Source organism: Pseudoxanthomonas suwonensis J47, from assembly GCF_000513955.1.
Lineage (GTDB): Bacteria > Pseudomonadota > Gammaproteobacteria > Xanthomonadales > Xanthomonadaceae > Pseudoxanthomonas > Pseudoxanthomonas suwonensis_C.
The window spans coordinates 1-17,238 of the sequence record NZ_AZUZ01000040.1 but is presented as its reverse complement, the minus strand read 5'-3'; the positions used below and the strand labels follow the sequence as shown (position 1 = coordinate 17,238).

At 66.9% G+C, this 17,238-nt stretch carries 13 protein-coding genes and 1 tRNA gene; all 14 read left to right on the top strand.

The annotated features are described in order from the left end of the window. Positions 1 to 554 (top strand): EF-Tu/IF-2/RF-3 family GTPase (locus tag M503_RS0110975; protein WP_028928105.1); only part of this gene is annotated, 554 nt, incomplete at its 5' end. A gap of 144 nt (positions 555 to 698) precedes the next feature. Next, positions 699 to 774: transfer RNA gene (locus M503_RS0110970), tRNA-Trp, on the top strand. A gap of 58 nt (positions 775 to 832) precedes the next feature. Further along, positions 833 to 1,246, top strand: coding sequence for a preprotein translocase subunit SecE (secE, locus tag M503_RS0110965; protein WP_028920620.1), 414 nt, complete (start codon positions 833 to 835; stop codon positions 1,244 to 1,246). 13 nt (positions 1,247 to 1,259) lie between these two features. Further along, on the top strand, positions 1,260 to 1,817 hold the full coding sequence (nusG, locus tag M503_RS0110960; RefSeq protein ID WP_024870382.1) for a transcription termination/antitermination protein NusG: 558 nt from the start codon (positions 1,260 to 1,262) through the stop codon (positions 1,815 to 1,817). Positions 1,818 to 2,031: 214 nt separating this feature from the next. Beyond that, on the top strand, positions 2,032 to 2,460 hold the full coding sequence (gene rplK, locus M503_RS0110955) for a 50S ribosomal protein L11 (protein WP_024870383.1): 429 nt from the start codon (positions 2,032 to 2,034) through the stop codon (positions 2,458 to 2,460). 4 nt (positions 2,461 to 2,464) lie between these two features. Continuing rightward, the gene (gene rplA, locus M503_RS0110950) at positions 2,465 to 3,163 is read left to right on the top strand and encodes a 50S ribosomal protein L1 (RefSeq protein WP_024870384.1); all 699 of its coding nucleotides are present in this window, start codon (positions 2,465 to 2,467) and stop codon (positions 3,161 to 3,163) included. Positions 3,164 to 3,531: 368 nt separating this feature from the next. Continuing rightward, positions 3,532 to 4,056 (top strand): 50S ribosomal protein L10, encoded by a 525-nt coding sequence (rplJ, locus tag M503_RS0110945; RefSeq protein WP_028920621.1) that lies wholly within the window; start codon positions 3,532 to 3,534, stop codon positions 4,054 to 4,056. A 57-nt stretch (positions 4,057 to 4,113) separates the two neighbouring features. Continuing rightward, positions 4,114 to 4,488, top strand: coding sequence for a 50S ribosomal protein L7/L12 (gene rplL / locus M503_RS0110940; RefSeq protein ID WP_028920622.1), 375 nt, complete (start codon positions 4,114 to 4,116; stop codon positions 4,486 to 4,488). Between the two features lie 276 nt (positions 4,489 to 4,764). Further along, positions 4,765 to 8,955, top strand: coding sequence for a DNA-directed RNA polymerase subunit beta (gene rpoB, locus M503_RS0110935; protein WP_028920623.1), 4,191 nt, complete (start codon positions 4,765 to 4,767; stop codon positions 8,953 to 8,955). Positions 8,956 to 9,044: 89 nt separating this feature from the next. Continuing rightward, on the top strand, positions 9,045 to 13,277 hold the full coding sequence (gene rpoC / locus M503_RS0110930) for a DNA-directed RNA polymerase subunit beta' (RefSeq protein ID WP_028928258.1): 4,233 nt from the start codon (positions 9,045 to 9,047) through the stop codon (positions 13,275 to 13,277). A 244-nt stretch (positions 13,278 to 13,521) separates the two neighbouring features. Continuing rightward, on the top strand, positions 13,522 to 13,896 hold the full coding sequence (rpsL, locus tag M503_RS0110925; protein ID WP_013536001.1) for a 30S ribosomal protein S12: 375 nt from the start codon (positions 13,522 to 13,524) through the stop codon (positions 13,894 to 13,896). Between the two features lie 15 nt (positions 13,897 to 13,911). After that, a complete protein-coding gene (gene rpsG / locus M503_RS0110920; protein ID WP_024870389.1) occupies positions 13,912 to 14,379 on the top strand; it encodes a 30S ribosomal protein S7 in 468 nt (155 codons plus the stop codon). 132 nt (positions 14,380 to 14,511) lie between these two features. After that, entirely contained in the window at positions 14,512 to 16,641 is a 2,130-nt protein-coding gene (gene fusA, locus M503_RS0110915) for an elongation factor G (protein ID WP_028928257.1), read from the top strand. Between the two features lie 55 nt (positions 16,642 to 16,696). Then, on the top strand, positions 16,697 to 17,238 hold a 542-nt coding region (locus M503_RS0110910), incomplete at its 3' end, for a GTP-binding protein (protein ID WP_028928155.1).

The window sequence follows — 17,238 nt, the reverse complement described above, 5'->3', positions numbered from 1 at the left end:
TCCTGATGCCGGTGGAAGACGTGTTCTCGATCTCCGGCCGCGGCACCGTGGTGACCGGCCGTATCGAGCGCGGCGTGATCAAGGTGGGCGACGAAGTGGAGATCGTCGGCATCCGTCCGACCACCAAGACCACCGTGACCGGCGTGGAGATGTTCCGCAAGCTGCTGGACCAGGGCCAGGCGGGCGACAACGCGGGCCTGCTGCTGCGCGGCACCAAGCGTGACGANGTCGAGCGTGGCCAGGTGCTGGCCAAGCCGGGCACGATCACCCCGCACACCGACTTCGAGGCCGAGGTGTACGTGCTGTCGAAGGACGAAGGCGGCCGCCACACCCCGTTCTTCAAGGGTTACCGTCCGCAGTTCTACTTCCGCACCACCGACATCACTGGCGCCGTCCAGCTGCCGGAGGGCGTGGAGATGGTGATGCCGGGCGACAACGTGAAGATGGTCGTGTCGCTGATCAACCCGGTGGCGATGGACGAAGGCCTGCGCTTCGCGATCCGCGAAGGCGGCCGTACCGTCGGCGCCGGCGTGGTCGCCAAGATCATCAAGTAACGCCCAGTCCGGGCGGGCCTCGGGTCCGCCCGGCTTCGGGTTTCCGCTCCGGCCGCGCCGGCAGCCGGTAACCCGGCAGGCGAAGGAGGCGGCCCGGAACCCCGGTCCGCCTTCGCCGTCTAAGGGAAGCGACGGTTCAAACGTACGCCAGTAGCTCAATTGGCAGAGCAGCGGTCTCCAAAACCGCAGGTTGGGGGTTCGAGTCCCTCCTGGCGTGCCACTTCCGCGAGCCCGCAGGGCAGGCCTCCGGGCCGCAAACGGCAAAGAGCGACAGCGACTTGAACAGCAAGATCAGCCAGACCAATACCGCCGCTTCCGGCGGGGACATCGTCAAATACGCCATTGCCGCACTGCTGGTGCTGGCCGGCCTGTTCGTCTGGTTCTGGTTTGCCGCCCCCGCCCGCGCCGGGCAGCTGGGCGATTGGGCTCCGCAGCTGCGCGGGCTGGCCGTGGCCGCCGGCCTGGTCGCCGGCGCCGCCGTGTTCCTGCTCAGCAGCAAGGGCCGCGACCTGCGCGAGTTCCTGTCCGAGTCGCGATTCGAGCTGCGCAAGGTGGTCTGGCCGACGCGCCAGGAAACCACCCGCATGACCTGGGTCGTGATCGCCGTCGTGATCATCCTGAGCCTGATCCTGGCTGGCTTCGATTTCTTCGTGAAGTGGGCGATCGAGCTGTTCCTGAACTTCGGCCGCTGAGGAGAATGCCGCAGTGAAGCGTTGGTACGTGGTCCATGCCTATTCCGGTTTCGAGAAGAGCGTCGCCCAGGCGCTGCGGGACCGCATCGTCCGCGCAGGCATGGAAGACCGCTTCGGCGAAGTCCTGGTCCCGACCGAAGAGGTCGTGGAGATGCGCTCCGGCCAGAAGCGCCGCTCCGAGCGCAAGTTCTTCCCGGGCTACGTCCTGGTCCAGATCGAGACCCACGACGAGAACGGCATCCCGCGCATCGACAGCGAGAGCTGGCACCTGGTGAAGGAGACTTCCAAGGTGATGGGCTTCATCGGCGGCACCGCCGACCGCCCGCTGCCGATCCGCGACGACGAGGCCGACGCGATCCTGCAGCGCGTCCAGGAAGGCGTCGAGAAGCCGCGCCCGAAGGTGCTGTTCGAGCCGGGCCAGATGGTCCGCGTCATCGACGGCCCGTTCAACGACTTCAACGGCGTGGTCGAGGAAGTCAACTACGAGAAGAGCCGCCTGCGCGTGGCAGTCCTCATTTTCGGCCGCTCCACCCCGGTGGAGCTGGAGTTCGGCCAGGTCGAGAAGGCCTGACCGGGCGGGGCCCCGGGGCATTCCCCACGGGGCCCGCAACCCTGCTATACTGCGCGGCTTCCTGTCCGGTTCGCCCGGGCAACCGCAATGGCCGCCGCCGAGGCGGCCTTTCGCGCGAATGGGCTTCAAGCGTCAACGCGACGCCGGGACGCGTGATTTTCCCGGAACGATGGGGAGCCTGCCTGGCAGGCGCTAGCACCCGGAGAGCATTGAAATGGCAAAGAAAGTCGTCGGTTACATCAAGCTGCAGGTGAAGGCCGGCCAGGCCAACCCCTCGCCGCCGGTCGGTCCCGCGCTGGGTCAGCGCGGCCTGAACATCATGGAGTTCTGCAAGGCGTTCAACGCGGCGACCTCCAAGCTCGAGCCGGGCCTGCCGACCCCGGTCATCATCACGGCCTACTCGGACCGTACCTTCACCTTCGTCACCAAGAGCACCCCGGCGACCGTGCTGCTCAAGAAGGCGGCCGGCATCACCTCCGGCTCCAAGCGCCCGAACACCGACAAGGTGGGCAAGGTCACCCGCAAGCAGCTCGAGGAGATCGCCAAGGCGAAGGAACCCGACCTGACCGCGGCCGACCTGGATGCGGCGGTTCGTACCATCGCGGGCTCCGCCCGTTCGATGGGTCTGGTGGTGGAGGGCTGAGCACATGGCACTGAACAAGCGACAGAAGGCGATCAAGGCGGCGGTCGAGCCGGGCAAGGCTTACTCCATCGATGAGGCGCTGAAGATCATCAAGGGCTTCACCAAGGCGAAGTTCGTCGAGTCCGTCGACGTGGCCGTGCGCCTGGGCGTGGACGCGAAGAAGTCGGACCAGCAGGTCCGCGGCTCCACCGTGCTGCCGGCCGGTACCGGCAAGAGCGTGCGCGTGGCCGTGTTCGCCCCGGCGGGCGCCAAGGCCGACGAGGCCCTGGCCGCCGGCGCCGAGGCCGTGGGCATGGACGACCTGGCCGAGAAGATGCTGGCCGGCGACCTGAACTACGACGTGGTCATCGCGACCCCGGACGCCATGCGCGTCGTGGGCAAGCTGGGCCAGGTGCTGGGCCCGCGCGGCCTGATGCCGAACCCGAAGGTCGGCACCGTGTCGCCGAACCCGGCCGAGGCGGTGAAGAACGCCAAGTCGGGCCAGGTCCGCTACCGCACCGACAAGGCCGGCATCATCCACGCCACCATCGGCAAGGCCGATTTCGGCGATGACGCCCTGAAGTCGAACCTGCAGGCGCTGCTGCTGGACCTGATCAAGGCCAAGCCGGCGACCTCGAAGGGCCAGTACCTGCAGAAGATCTCGCTGAGCTCGACCATGGGCCCGGGCGTGACCGTCGACCAGGCTTCGCTGTCCCTGAAGTAATGCAATACCCCGGGCCGCCCGCAAGGCGGCCCGGGTGCACGTTTTGAGGGCAGTCCCCGGTCCGCCGGGGACAGCCGTCAAAGACCGCAGGCGCGGTCGGCGCACATCGACGACGGGCATGGATGCTCGCACTGGCAGGGAATCGCCGTCGATGCAGCGGGATCGCTTAATCCAAGGTCCCCCGGGACCCGGGCCTGCGTAGATGGTGCCGCCTTCTGGAAGTTCCACCGGCAAGACCGATTCGTCGGGACACCGGATCAGAAAGGCCAGCACCGGGATGCCCGAGGCATCCCCGGCGCGCAGGGAAGGGCGCCGCCCAGGACCGCAAGCGGCAGGAGCCGCGAGCGGAGTTCATACGGAGGAGTGTTATGGCTCTCAATCTGTCCCAGAAGAAGGAAGTCGTCGCCGAACTGGCCGACGTCGCCGCCAACGCGCACTCCCTGATCGCCGCCGAGTACGCTGGCACCACGGTCGAACAGATGACCGCGATGCGCAAGAAGGCCCGCGAAACCGGCGTGTTCCTGAAGGTTGTCAAGAACACGCTGGCCGCGCGCGCCGTCGAAGGCACGGAATACGAGTGCGCCAAGGATGCGCTCGTGGGTCCGCTGCTGTACGCGTTCTCGACCGAGGAGCCCGGCGCCGCCGGTCGCCTGATCAAGGAGTTCGCCAAGACCAACGACAAGCTCAAGCCGAAGGTGGTCGCCGTCGGCGGCCAGCTGTACCCGGCCAGCCATGTCGACGTCCTGGCGTCGCTGCCGACCCGCGAACAGGCCCTGGCCATGCTGGCCCGCGTCCTGGCCGAGCCGGTCACCATGTTCGCCCGCGCGGTCAAGGCCGTCGGCGAGAAGCAGGGTGGCGGCGAAGCGGCTCCGGCCGAGGCCGAGACGGCCTAAGCCCGCGTCGACGATTCCTATTTCCCTTTCAAGATCAACATCCAGAAGGTAATCACAATGTCCCTTTCCAACGAGCAGATCGTCGAAGCCATCGCCGGCAAGACCCTGATGGAAGTGATGGAGCTGGTCAAGGCCATCGAAGAGAAGTTCGGCGTCTCCGCCGCCGCCCCGGTCGCCGTGGCCGCCGGCCCGGTCGCCGCTGGTCCGGCCGCCGAGGAGCAGACCGAGTTCACCGTCGTCCTGAAGGCCGCCGGCGACAAGAAGGTCGAAGTCATCAAGGCCGTCCGCGCCATCACCGGCCTGGGCCTGAAGGAAGCCAAGGACCTGGTCGAAGGCGCCCCGAAGGACGTCAAGGAAGGCGTGTCCAAGGAAGACGCCGAGAAGTTCAAGAAGGACCTGGAAGCCGCCGGCGCGACCGTCGAGCTCAAGTAAGCAGTACCTTGCATCGCCGGATTGCTCGGTGATGCGCCAAGGCTGGGGGCGAAAGCCCCCGGCCTTTGGTCGTTCCGGGGCCACCGTGCCCCGGACGCCCCGGGAAGGGGCGCGTAACACCCGGAAAACCCAGTTCCACTAAGGGGAGCTGGTAGTCGGAAGTAGCGGGAGATGGCGTGCTGGTGCCGGCAATACCAGCGACTACCGACTGACAGCTTCGCATCATGTTCACCGGGCCGCGGACGCGTGGCCCGCACTGCCAAAGGTGGTAGACCCATGACGACGTACTCGTTCACCGAGAAGAAGCGCATCCGCAAGGATTTCGGCAAGCAGCGCTCGATCCTCGAGGTGCCGTTCCTGCTGGCCATCCAGGTCGATTCGTACCGCGAATTCCTGCAGGCCGACATCGAGCCCTCCAGGCGCCGCGACATCGGCCTGCATGCGGCCCTCAAGTCGGTGTTCCCGATCACCAGCTACAGCGGCAACGCCGCCCTCGAGTACGTCGGCTACAAGCTCGGCGAGCCCGTGTTCGACGAGCGCGAGTGCCGCAACCGCGGCCTCTCCTACGGCGCGCCGCTGCGCGTGACCGTGCGCCTGGTCATCTACGACCGCGAGTCGTCGACCAAGGCGATCAAGTACGTGAAGGAGCAGGAGGTCTACCTCGGCGAGATCCCGCTGATGACCGAGCACGGCACGTTCATCGTGAACGGCACCGAGCGCGTCATCGTCTCGCAGCTGCACCGTTCGCCGGGCGTGTTCTTCGACCACGACCGCGGCAAGACCCACAGCTCGGGCAAGCTGCTGTACAGCGCCCGCATCATCCCGTACCGCGGCTCCTGGCTGGACTTCGAGTTCGACCCGAAGGACGCGCTGTACACCCGCATCGACCGTCGCCGCAAGCTGCCGGTGACGATCCTGCTGCGCGCCCTCGGCTACAACAACGAGGAAATGCTGCGCGCGTTCTTCGAGATCAACACCTTCCACATCAACCCGGACGAAGGCGTCCAGCTGGAGCTGGTGCCCGAGCGCCTGCGCGGCGAGACCCTGAACTTCGACCTGTCCGACGGCGAGAAGGTCATCGTCGAGGCCGGCAAGCGCATCACCGCGCGCCACGTGCGCCAGCTGGAGCAGTCGGGCATCACCGCGCTGGCCGTGCCGGACGAGTACCTGCTCGGCCGCATCCTGGCCCATGACGTGGTCGACGCGAACACCGGCGAACTGCTGGCTTCGGCCAACGACGAGATCAGCGACGAGCAGCTGGCCAACTTCCGCAAGGCGGGCGTGACCACCGTCGGCACCCTGTGGGTGAACGACCTCGACCGCGGTCCGTACCTGTCCAACACCCTGCGCATCGACCCGAGCCGCACCCAGCTCGAGGCGCTGGTCGAGATCTACCGGATGATGCGTCCGGGCGAGCCGCCGACCAAGGAAGCCGCGCAGAACCTGTTCCACAACCTGTTCTTCACCTTCGAGCGCTACGACCTGTCGGCCGTGGGCCGGATGAAGTTCAACCGCCGCGTGGGCCGCAAGGAAACCACCGGCGAGGCCGTGCTGTACGACTACAAGTACTTCGGCGAGCGCAACGACGAGGAATCCAAGCGCCTGGTCGCCGCCCAGGGCGAGACCTCCGACATCCTCGACGTGCTGCGCGTGCTGACCGAGATCCGCAACGGTCGCGGCGTGGTCGACGACATCGACCACCTGGGCAACCGCCGCGTGCGTTCGGTCGGCGAGATGGCCGAGAACGTGTTCCGCGTCGGCCTGGTCCGCGTCGAGCGCGCGGTCAAGGAAAGGCTGTCCATGGCCGAGTCCGAGGGCCTGACCCCGCAGGAACTGATCAACGCCAAGCCGGTGGCCGCCGCGATCAAGGAGTTCTTCGGCTCCTCGCAGCTGTCGCAGTTCATGGACCAGAACAACCCGCTGTCCGAGGTCACCCACAAGCGCCGCGTCTCGGCGCTGGGCCCGGGCGGCCTGACCCGCGAGCGCGCCGGCTTCGAGGTCCGCGACGTGCATCCGACCCACTACGGCCGCGTCTGCACCATCGAGACCCCGGAAGGCCCGAACATCGGCCTGATCAACTCGCTGGCGGTGTTCGCCCGCACCAACCAGTACGGCTTCCTGGAAACGCCGTACCGCAAGGTCGTGGACGGCCGCATCACCGACGAGGTCGACTACCTGTCGGCGATCGAGGAGAACGAGTACGTCATCGCCCAGGTCAACGCCGCGCACGACGCCGAGGGCCGTCTCACCGAGCAGTTCGTGCCGTGCCGCTACCAAGGCGAATCGTTGCTCAAGCCGCCGAGCGAGATCCACTACATGGACGTCTCGCCGATGCAGACCGTGTCGGTGGCCGCGGCGCTGGTGCCGTTCCTGGAGCACGACGACGCCAACCGCGCGCTGATGGGCGCCAACATGCAGCGCCAGGCGGTGCCGACGCTGCGGGCACAGACCCCGCTGGTGGGCACCGGCATCGAGCGCGCGGTGGCGCGCGACTCGGGCGTGACCGTGAACGCCCGCCGCGGCGGCGAGGTGGTGCAGGTCGACGCCGGCCGCATCGTGGTCAAGGTCAACGAGTCGGAGATCTCCGGCGAGCATGACGCCGGCGTGGACATCTACACCCTGACCAAGTACACCCGCTCGAACCAGAACACCTGCATCAACCAGCGTCCGCTGGTGCACGTGGGTGACGTGGTCGCGCGCGGCGACGTGCTGGCCGACGGTCCGTCCACCGACATCGGCGAGCTGGCCCTGGGCCAGAACATGCTGATCGCGTTCATGCCGTGGAACGGCTACAACTTCGAGGACTCGATCCTCCTGTCCGAACGCGTCGTCCAGGAAGACCGCTACACCACGATCCACATCGAGGAGCTGACCTGCGCGGCCCGCGACACCAAGCTGGGCCCGGAGGAAATCACCGCCGACATCCCGAACGTCTCCGAGCAGGCGCTGAATCGCCTCGACGAGTCGGGCGTGGTGTACATCGGCGCCGAGGTCCGCGCCGGCGACATCCTGGTCGGCAAGGTCACGCCGAAGGGCGAGAGCCAGCTGACCCCGGAAGAGAAGCTGCTGCGCGCGATCTTCGGCGAGAAGGCCTCTGACGTTAAGGACAGCTCGCTGCGCGTCCCGCCGGGCATGGACGGCACCGTCATCGACGTGCAGGTCTTCACCCGCGACGGCATCGAGAAGGACAAGCGCGCCAAGCAGATCGAAGAGAACGAGATCAAGCGCGTCAAGAAGGACTTCGACGACCAGTTCCGCATCCTGGAAGCGGCGATCTACGCGCGCCTGCGCTCGCAGATCGTGGGCAAGGTCGCCAATGGCGGCCCGGGCCTGAAGAAGGGCGACACCATCACCGACGCCTACCTGGACGGCCTGAAGAAGTCCGACTGGTTCCTGCTGCGCATGAAGGACGAGGAAGCCTCCGAGGCCATCGAGCGCGCGCAGAAGCAGATCCAGGCGCACGAGAAGGAGTTCGAGCGCCGCTTCGACGACAAGCGCGGCAAGATCACCCAGGGCGACGACCTGGCCCCGGGCGTGCTGAAGATGGTCAAGGTGTTCCTGGCCGTGAAGCGCCGCATCCAGCCGGGCGACAAGATGGCCGGCCGCCACGGCAACAAGGGCGTCGTGTCGAACGTGGTCCCGGTCGAGGACATGCCGTACATGGCCGACGGTACCCCGGTCGACATCTGCCTCAACCCGCTGGGCGTGCCGTCGCGCATGAACATCGGCCAGATCCTCGAGGTGCACCTGGGCTGGGCCGCCAAGGGCCTGGGCAAGCGCATCCAGAAGATGCTGGACGAGCAGCGTGCGGTGTCCGAGCTGCGCGAGTTCCTGGGCCAGATCTACAACCACGACGCCACCAACGTCGGCGAGCGCGTGGACCTGTCCCAGTTCAGCGACGAGGAGCTGCTGACCCTGGCGCGCAACCTGACCGGCGGCGTGCCGATGGCCACCCCGGTGTTCGACGGCGCGCACGAGGAGGAGATCCGGCAGATGCTGGAGCTGGCCTACCCGAGCGACGACCCGGAGACCATCCGCCTGGGCTTCAACGCCAGCAAGACGCAGATGCAGCTGCACGACGGCCGCACCGGCGAGGCGTTCGACCGCAAGACCACGGTCGGCTACATGCACTACCTGAAGCTGAACCACCTGGTGGACGACAAGATGCACGCCCGTTCCACCGGCCCGTACTCGCTCGTCACCCAGCAGCCGCTGGGCGGCAAGGCGCAGTTCGGCGGCCAGCGCTTCGGCGAGATGGAAGTCTGGGCGCTGGAAGCCTACGGCGCGGCCTACACCCTGCAGGAAATGCTGACGGTGAAGTCCGACGACGTGCAGGGCCGCAACCAGATGTACAAGAACATCGTCGACGGCAACCACGAGATGGTCGCGGGCATGCCGGAATCCTTCAACGTGCTCGTGAAGGAAATCCGCTCGCTGGCCATCAACATGGAGTTGGAGGACGAGTAAGGCGCGCGGCGCGGCCAGCGATGAACCGCCGGCCGCGCTTCCCCCCGAATCGCCCGATCGACCGCCTTTACTCCTGACGGAGACAAGAAATGAAAGACCTGCTCAACCTCTTCAACCAGCAGCGCCAGACGCTGGACTTCGACGCGATCAAGATCGCCCTGGCTTCGCCGGACCTGATCCGCTCGTGGTCCTTCGGCGAGGTGAAGAAGCCCGAGACGATCAACTACCGCACCTTCAAGCCGGAGCGTGACGGCCTGTTCTGCGCGGCCATCTTCGGACCGATCAAGGACTACGAGTGCCTGTGCGGCAAGTACAAGCGCATGAAGCACCGCGGCGTGGTCTGCGAGAAGTGCGGCACCGAGGTCACCCTGGCCAAGGTCCGCCGCGAGCGCATGGGCCACATCGACCTGGCCTCGCCGGTCGCGCACATCTGGTTCCTGAAGTCGCTGCCGTCCCGCATCGGCCTGATGCTGGACATGACCCTGCGCGACATCGAGCGCATCCTGTACTTCGAGGCCTACGTGGTCACCGAGCCGGGCCTGACCCCGCTCGAGCGCCGCCAGCTGCTGACCGAAGAGCAGTACCTGACCGCGCGCCAGGAGCACGGCGACGACTTCGACGCCGCCATGGGCGCCGAGGCGATCTACGAACTGCTGCGCACCATCGACCTGCAGGCCGAGATGGCCCGCCTGCGCGAGGAGATCGCCGCCACCGGTTCGGAGACCAAGCTCAAGCGCCTGACCAAGCGCATCAAGCTGATCGAGGCGTTCATCGAGTCCGGCAACCGTCCGGAGTGGATGGTCATGACCGTGCTGCCGGTGCTGCCGCCGGACCTGCGCCCGCTGGTCCCGCTGGACGGCGGCCGCTTCGCGACCTCCGACCTGAACGACCTGTACCGCCGCGTCATCAACCGCAACAACCGCCTGCGCCGCCTGCTGGAGCTCAACGCGCCCGACATCATCGTGCGCAACGAGAAGCGCATGCTGCAGGAGTCGGTCGACGCGCTGATGGACAACGGCCGCCGCGGACGCGCCATCACCGGCACCAACAAGCGCCCGCTCAAGTCGCTGGCCGACATGATCAAGGGCAAGCAGGGCCGCTTCCGCCAGAACCTGCTCGGCAAGCGCGTCGACTACTCCGGCCGTTCGGTCATCGTGGTCGGCCCGTACCTGAAGCTGCACCAGTGCGGCCTGCCGAAGAAGATGGCGCTGGAGCTGTTCAAGCCGTTCGTGTTCGCCAAGCTGCAGCGTCGCGGCCTGGCCACCACGATCAAGGCCGCCAAGAAGCTGGTCGAGCGCGAAGAGGCCGAGGTGTGGGACATCCTCGAAGAGGTGATCCGCGAGCACCCGGTGCTGCTGAACCGCGCCCCGACCCTGCACCGCCTCGGCATCCAGGCGTTCGAGCCGGTGCTGATCGAAGGCAAGGCGATCCAGCTGCACCCGCTGGTCTGCACCGCGTTCAACGCCGACTTCGACGGTGACCAGATGGCCGTGCACGTCCCGCTGAGCCTCGAGGCCCAGCTGGAAGCGCGCGCCCTGATGATGTCGACCAACAACATCCTGTCGCCGGCGAACGGCGAGCCGATCATCGTGCCGTCGCAGGACGTCGTGCTCGGCCTGTACTACATGACCCGCGCCCTCGAGAACAAGAAGGGCGAGGGCATGGCGTTCGCCAACGTGGCCGAGGTCAAGCGCGCCTACGACAACCGCACCGTCGAGCTGCACGCCAAGGTCAAGGTCCGCATGACCGAGGTGGTGATCGACGAGGAAGGCAACCGGCAGAAGAAGACCTCGATCGTGGATACCACGGTCGGTCGCGCCCTGCTGGCCGAGATCCTGCCGGAAGGCCTGCCGTTCGCGCTGGCCAACACCGAGCTGACCAAGAAGAACATCAGCCGCCTGATCAACAGCTGCTACCGCCGGCTGGGCCTGAAGGACACCGTGGTGTTCGCCGACCAGCTGATGTACACCGGCTTCTCCTTCGCCACCCGTGCCGGCGTGTCGATCGGCATCGACGACATGCTGATCCCGGAAGAGAAGAAGGGGATCCTGGCCGAGGCCGAGGCCGAGGTGCTGGAGATCCAGGAGCAGTACCAGAGCGGCCTGGTCACCGCCGGCGAGCGCTACAACAAGGTGGTCGACATCTGGTCGCGCACCAACGAGCGCATCGCCAAGGCGATGATGGACACCATCGGCACCGACAAGGTGGTCAACGCCAAGGGCGAGGAGATCGCCCAGAAGTCGATGAACTCGCTGTACATCATGGCCGACTCGGGCGCGCGTGGTTCGCAGGCGCAGATCCGCCAGCTGGCGGGCATGCGCGGCCTGATGGCCCGCCCGGACGGCTCGATCATCGAGACGCCGATCAAGGCGAACTTCCGCGAAGGCCTGAACGTGCAGGAGTACTTCAACTCCACCCACGGTGCCCGCAAGGGCCTGGCCGACACCGCGCTGAAGACCGCCAACTCCGGTTACCTGACCCGTCGACTGGTCGACGTGGCCCAGGACGTGGTGATCACCGAGCAGGATTGCGGCACCCTCAACGGCCTGACCATGACCCCGATCGTGGAAGGCGGCGACGTGGTCGAGCCGCTGAAGGACCGCGTGCTGGGCCGCGTCGTGGCCGAGGACGTGTTCCTGCCGGGCAACGACGAGGATCCGATCGTCACCCGCAACACCCTGCTCGACGAGCAGTGGGTGGCGCGCCTGGAGGACGCCGGCGTCCAGTCGATCAAGGTCCGTTCGACCATCACCTGCGAATCCGCCTTCGGCGTGTGCTCGCAGTGCTATGGCCGCGACCTGGCCCGTGGCCACCTGGTCAACATCGGCGAAGCGGTCGGCGTCATCGCCGCGCAGTCGATCGGCGAGCCGGGTACCCAGCTGACCATGCGTACGTTCCACATCGGTGGCGCGGCGTCGCGTGCGGCGGCGGTGGACAACATCACGGTCAAGACGACCGGTTCGGTGAAGTTCAACAACCTCAAGTCGGTCGAGCACGCCGGCGGCCACCTGGTCGCGGTGTCGCGCTCGGGCGAAATCTCGGTGCTCGACCCGCACGGCCGCGAGCGCGAGCGCTACAAGCTGCCGTACGGCGCCACCATCAACGTCAAGGACGGCGCCGAGGTCAAGGCCGGCCAGTCGGTCGCCAACTGGGATCCGCATAACCACCCGATCGTGTCGGAAGTGGCGGGCTTCGTCCGCTTCGTGGACTTCGTCGACGGCGTCACCGTCATCGAGAAGACCGACGAACTGACCGGCCTGGCTTCGCGCGAGATCACCGATCCGAAGCGTCGCGGCTCGCAGGGCAAGGACCTGCGTCCGCTGGTCCGCATCGTCGACAAGGACGGCAACGACCTGACCATCCCGGGCACCGACCTGCCGGCGCAGTACCTGCTGCCGCCGCGCTCGCTGGTGAACCTGCAGGACGGCGCGCCGGTGGGCGTGGGCGACGTGGTCGCCAAGATCCCGCAGGAAGCCTCGAAGACCCGCGACATCACCGGTGGTCTGCCGCGCGTGGCCGACCTGTTCGAGGCGCGCAAGCCGAAGGATCCGGCGATCCTGGCCGAGCGTTCGGGCGTGGTCAGCTTCGGCAAGGACACCAAGGGCAAGCAGCGCCTGATCATCAAGGACGCCGAGGGTGGCGAGCACGAGGAGCTGATCCCGAAGTACCGCCAGATCATCGTGTTCGAAGGCGAGCACGTGACCAAGGGCGAGACCATCGTGGACGGCGAGCCGAGCCCGCAGGACATCCTGCGCCTGCTGGGCATCGAGCCGCTGGCGGCCTACCTGGTCAAGGAAATCCAGGACGTGTACCGCCTGCAGGGCGTGAAGATCAACGACAAGCACATCGAGGTGATCACCCGCCAGATGCTGCGCAAGGTCGAGATCACCGACCAGGGCGACTCCAGGTTCCTCAATGGCGAGCAGGTCGAGCGCCAGCGCGTGATCGAGGAGAACGCCCGCCTGGTCGGCCGTGGCGAGGTCCCGGCCAAGTTCGAGCCGGTCCTGCTGGGCATCACCAAGGCGTCGCTGGCGACCGAGTCGTTCATCTCCGCGGCCTCCTTCCAGGAGACCACCCGCGTGCTGACCGAGGCGGCCGTCCGCGGCACCCGCGACAGCCTGCGCGGCCTGAAGGAGAACGTCATCGTCGGCCGCCTGATCCCGGCCGGTACCGGCCTGGCCTACCACAGTCGCCGCCGCCGCACCGCCACCGGTCTCACCGAGGCCGAGATGGAGGCGCTGGCCGGTGGTCCGGCCGAGGCCGCGACCGCCGAGGCGGCCCCGGCCGAGGCCGGCGGCGACGAGGCCCCGGCGGCCGAGTGAGCCATGTCCGCCGGGCCTTCGGGCCCGGCGGCGGGGCAGGGGCAGGACGCCCCGCCTTCCCGCGTCCCGGCGGCGGGTAACCGCCCCGGGGCCGGACAACCAGGGACGGGGGCGTGCGGTTGACGCGATTTCCGGCCGCCCGCTATACTCTCCTGTCTCGGCAGGCCGACCTTCGGCCTGCCGTCGTTTTCACGTATCCGGCCACGCGGAAGCCTGCGCGGCCCCAAGCAGAAGAACCTTACCAATGGCGACGATCAACCAGCTGGTCCGCAAGCCGCGGCAGGCGGAAACGTACAAGAGCGCCTCGCCGGCACTCGAGAAGTGCCCGCAGCGCCGCGGTGTCTGCACCCGCGTCTACACCACCACCCCGAAGAAGCCGAACTCGGCCCTGCGCAAGGTTGCCAAGGTCCGCCTGACCAATGGCTACGAGGTCATCTCGTACATCGGCGGCGAAGGCCACAACCTGCAGGAGCACTCCGTCGTCCTGATCCGCGGCGGCCGCGTCAAGGACCTCCCGGGTGTCCGTTACCACACCGTCCGCGGCTCGCTCGACGCCGCCGGCGTGACCAAGCGTCGCCAGGGCCGTTCGAAGTACGGCGCCAAGCGCCCGAAGAGCTAATCGAGGAAGCCCGACATGTCCCGTAAAGGTTCCACCCCCCAGCGCGCCGTCCTTCCCGACCCGAAGCACGGCAGCGAGACCATCGCCCGCTTCATCAACATGGTGATGAAGAGCGGCAAGAAGTCGATCGCCGAGAACATCGTGTACGACGCGATGGACGTCATCGGCCAGAAGAACCCGAACTCGATCGAGCTGGTTCAGAAGGCCCTGGACAACGTCGCCCCGGCCGTCGAGGTGAAGTCCCGTCGCGTCGGCGGCGCCACCTACCAGGTGCCGGTCGAAGTGCGTGCTTCCCGCCGCCTGGCCCTGGCCATGCGCTGGGTGATCGACTCCGCCCGCAAGCGCGGCGAGAACACCATGGCCCGCAAGCTGGCCGCCGAACTGATCGACGCCTCGGAGAACCGCGGCGGCGCCATCAAGAAGCGCGAAGAGACGCACCGCATGGCCGAGGCCAACAAGGCCTTCGCCCACTACCGCTGGTAACAGCCGCCGGGCCCTCCATCGGGCCCGCGCGACCAGCCCGGGCGGCGCGGCAGGCTCCGCGCCCCCGTCGTACGGAAGCCGGCGCAACGCGCCGCTCCGCCATCCGAAGCCCCAAGCAAACGAGAGACTCCCGTGGCTCGCACCACTCCCATCGAGCGTTACCGCAACTTCGGCATCATGGCCCACATCGATGCCGGCAAGACCACGACCTCCGAGCGCATCCTGTTCTACACCGGCAAGAGCCACAAGATCGGTGAGGTGCATGATGGCGCCGCGACCATGGACTGGATGGAGCAGGAGCAGGAGCGTGGCATCACGATCCAGTCCGCGGCGACCACCGCGTTCTGGAAGGGCATGGACAAGTCCATGCCGGAGCACCGCTTCAACATCATCGACACCCCCGGGCACGTCGACTTCACCATCGAAGTCGAGCGTTCGCTGCGCGTGCTGGACGGCGCGGTGTTCGTGCTGTGCGCCGTCGGCGGCGTGCAGCCGCAGTCGGAGACCGTGTGGCGCCAGGCCAACAAGTACCACGTGCCGCGCATCGCGTTCGTCAACAAGATGGACCGCACCGGCGCGAACTTCTTCAAGGTCCGTGACCAGCTGAAGAGCCGCCTGGGCGCCGTTCCGGTGCCGATGCAGATCCCGATCGGCGCCGAGGACAACTTCGTCGGCGTGGTCGACCTGGTCAAGATGAAGGCCATCCACTGGGACGAGAAGACCCAGGGCATGACCTTCGAGTACCGCGACATCCCGGAAGAACTGAAGGCGCAGGCCGAAGAGGCCCGTTCCTACATGGTCGAGTCCGCGGCCGAGGCCAACGAAGAGCTGATGGACAAGTACCTGGGCGGCGAGGAGCTGACCGAGGACGAGATCTACAGCGCGCTGCGTGCCCGTACGCTGGCGACCGAGATCGTGCCGATGTTCTGCGGCTCGGCGTTCAAGAACAAGGGCGTGCAGGCCATGCTGGACGGCGTGGTCAAGCTGCTGCCGTCGCCGGTCGACGTGCCGGCGGTGAAGGGCGTCGACATGGACGACGAGACCAAGGAGATGACCCGCGAGTCCTCCGACAAGGCTCCGTTCTCGGCCCTGGCGTTCAAGATCATGACCGACCCGTTCGTCGGTTCGCTGACCTTCTTCCGCGTCTACTCCGGCACCCTGAACGCCGGCGACCAGGTGCTGAACTCGGTCAAGAACAAGAAGGAGCGCATCGGCCGCCTGCTGCAGATGCACTCCAACAACCGCGACGAGATCAAGGAAGTGCTGGCCGGCGACATCGCCGCGGCCGTGGGCCTGAAGGACGTCACCACCGGTGACACCCTGTGCGCCCAGGACGCGCCGATCGTGCTCGAGCGCATGGCGTTCCCGGAGCCGGTGATCTCGATGGCGGTCGAGCCGAAGACCAAGTCCGACCAGGAGAAGATGGGCAACGCCCTGAGCCGCCTGGCCCAGGAAGACCCGTCGTTCCGCGTCCGTACCGACGAGGAATCCGGCCAGACCATCATCTCGGGCATGGGCGAACTGCACCTGGACATCATCGTTGACCGCATGAAGCGCGAGTTCAACGTCGAGGCCAACGTCGGCAAGCCGCAGGTCGCCTACCGCGAGACCATCCGCGCCAGCGACGTCAAGTCTGACTACAAGCACGCCAAGCAGTCGGGCGGCAAGGGCCAGTACGGCCACGTGGTCATCGAGATGTCGCCGATCACCGCCGAGGACCGCGAGAAGTACGCCGACCTGATCAAGGACGACTTCCTGTTCCTCAACGAGATCACCGGTGGCGTGATCCCGAAGGAATTCATCCCGTCGGTCGAGAAGGGCATCCGCGAGACCATCACCAGCGGTCCGCTGGCCGGCTTCCCGGTCGTGGGCGTGAAGGTGAAGCTGGTGTTCGGTTCGTACCACGACGTCGACTCGTCGGAAATGGCGTTCAAGCTGGCCGCCTCGATGGCGTTCAAGCAGGGCTTCGCCAAGGCGCGCCCGGTGCTGCTCGAGCCGATCATGAAGGTCGAGATCGTCACCCCCGAGGACTACCTGGGCGACGTGATGGGCGACGTGAGCCGCCGCCGCGGCGTGCTGCAGGGCCAGGACGACAGCCCGTCGGGCAAGATCATCAAGGCGATGATCCCGCTGGGCGAGATGTTCGGCTACGCCACCGCGCTGCGCTCGATGAGCCAGGGCCGCGCCACCTTCTCGATGGAATTCGACCATTACGAAGAAGCTCCGGCCAACATCGCCGAGACCGTGATCAAGAAGAACTGATCCGGGCCCAGCCCGGATCGACCAGAAGACAAGCTGATATACAGGACAGAAGACAATGGCCAAGGGTAAGTTCGAGCGCACCAAGCCCCACGTGAACGTGGGCACCATCGGTCACGTTGACCACGGCAAGACGACGCTGACGGCGGCGCTGACGAAGATCGGTGCGGAGCGTTTCGGTGGCGAGTTCAAGGCGTACGACGCGATCGACGCCGCTCCGGAAGAGAAGGCTCGCGGCATCACGATCTCGACCGCGCACGTCGAGTACGAATCGCCGACCCGCCACTACGCGCACGTTGACTGCCCCGGCCACGCCGACTACGTCAAGAACATGATCACCGGTGCGGCGCAGATGGACGGNGCGATCCTGGTGNNNTCGGCGGCCGACGGCCCGATGCCGCAGACCCGCGAGCACATCCTGCTGGCCCGCCAGGTGGGCGTGCCGTACATCGTGGTCTTCCTGAACAAGGCGGACATGGTGGACGACGCCGAGCTGCTGGAGCTGGTGGAGATGGAAGTCCGCGAGCTGCTGAGCAAGTACGACTTCCCGGGCGACGACACCCCGATCATCAAGGGTTCGGCGCTGAAGGCGCTGGAAGG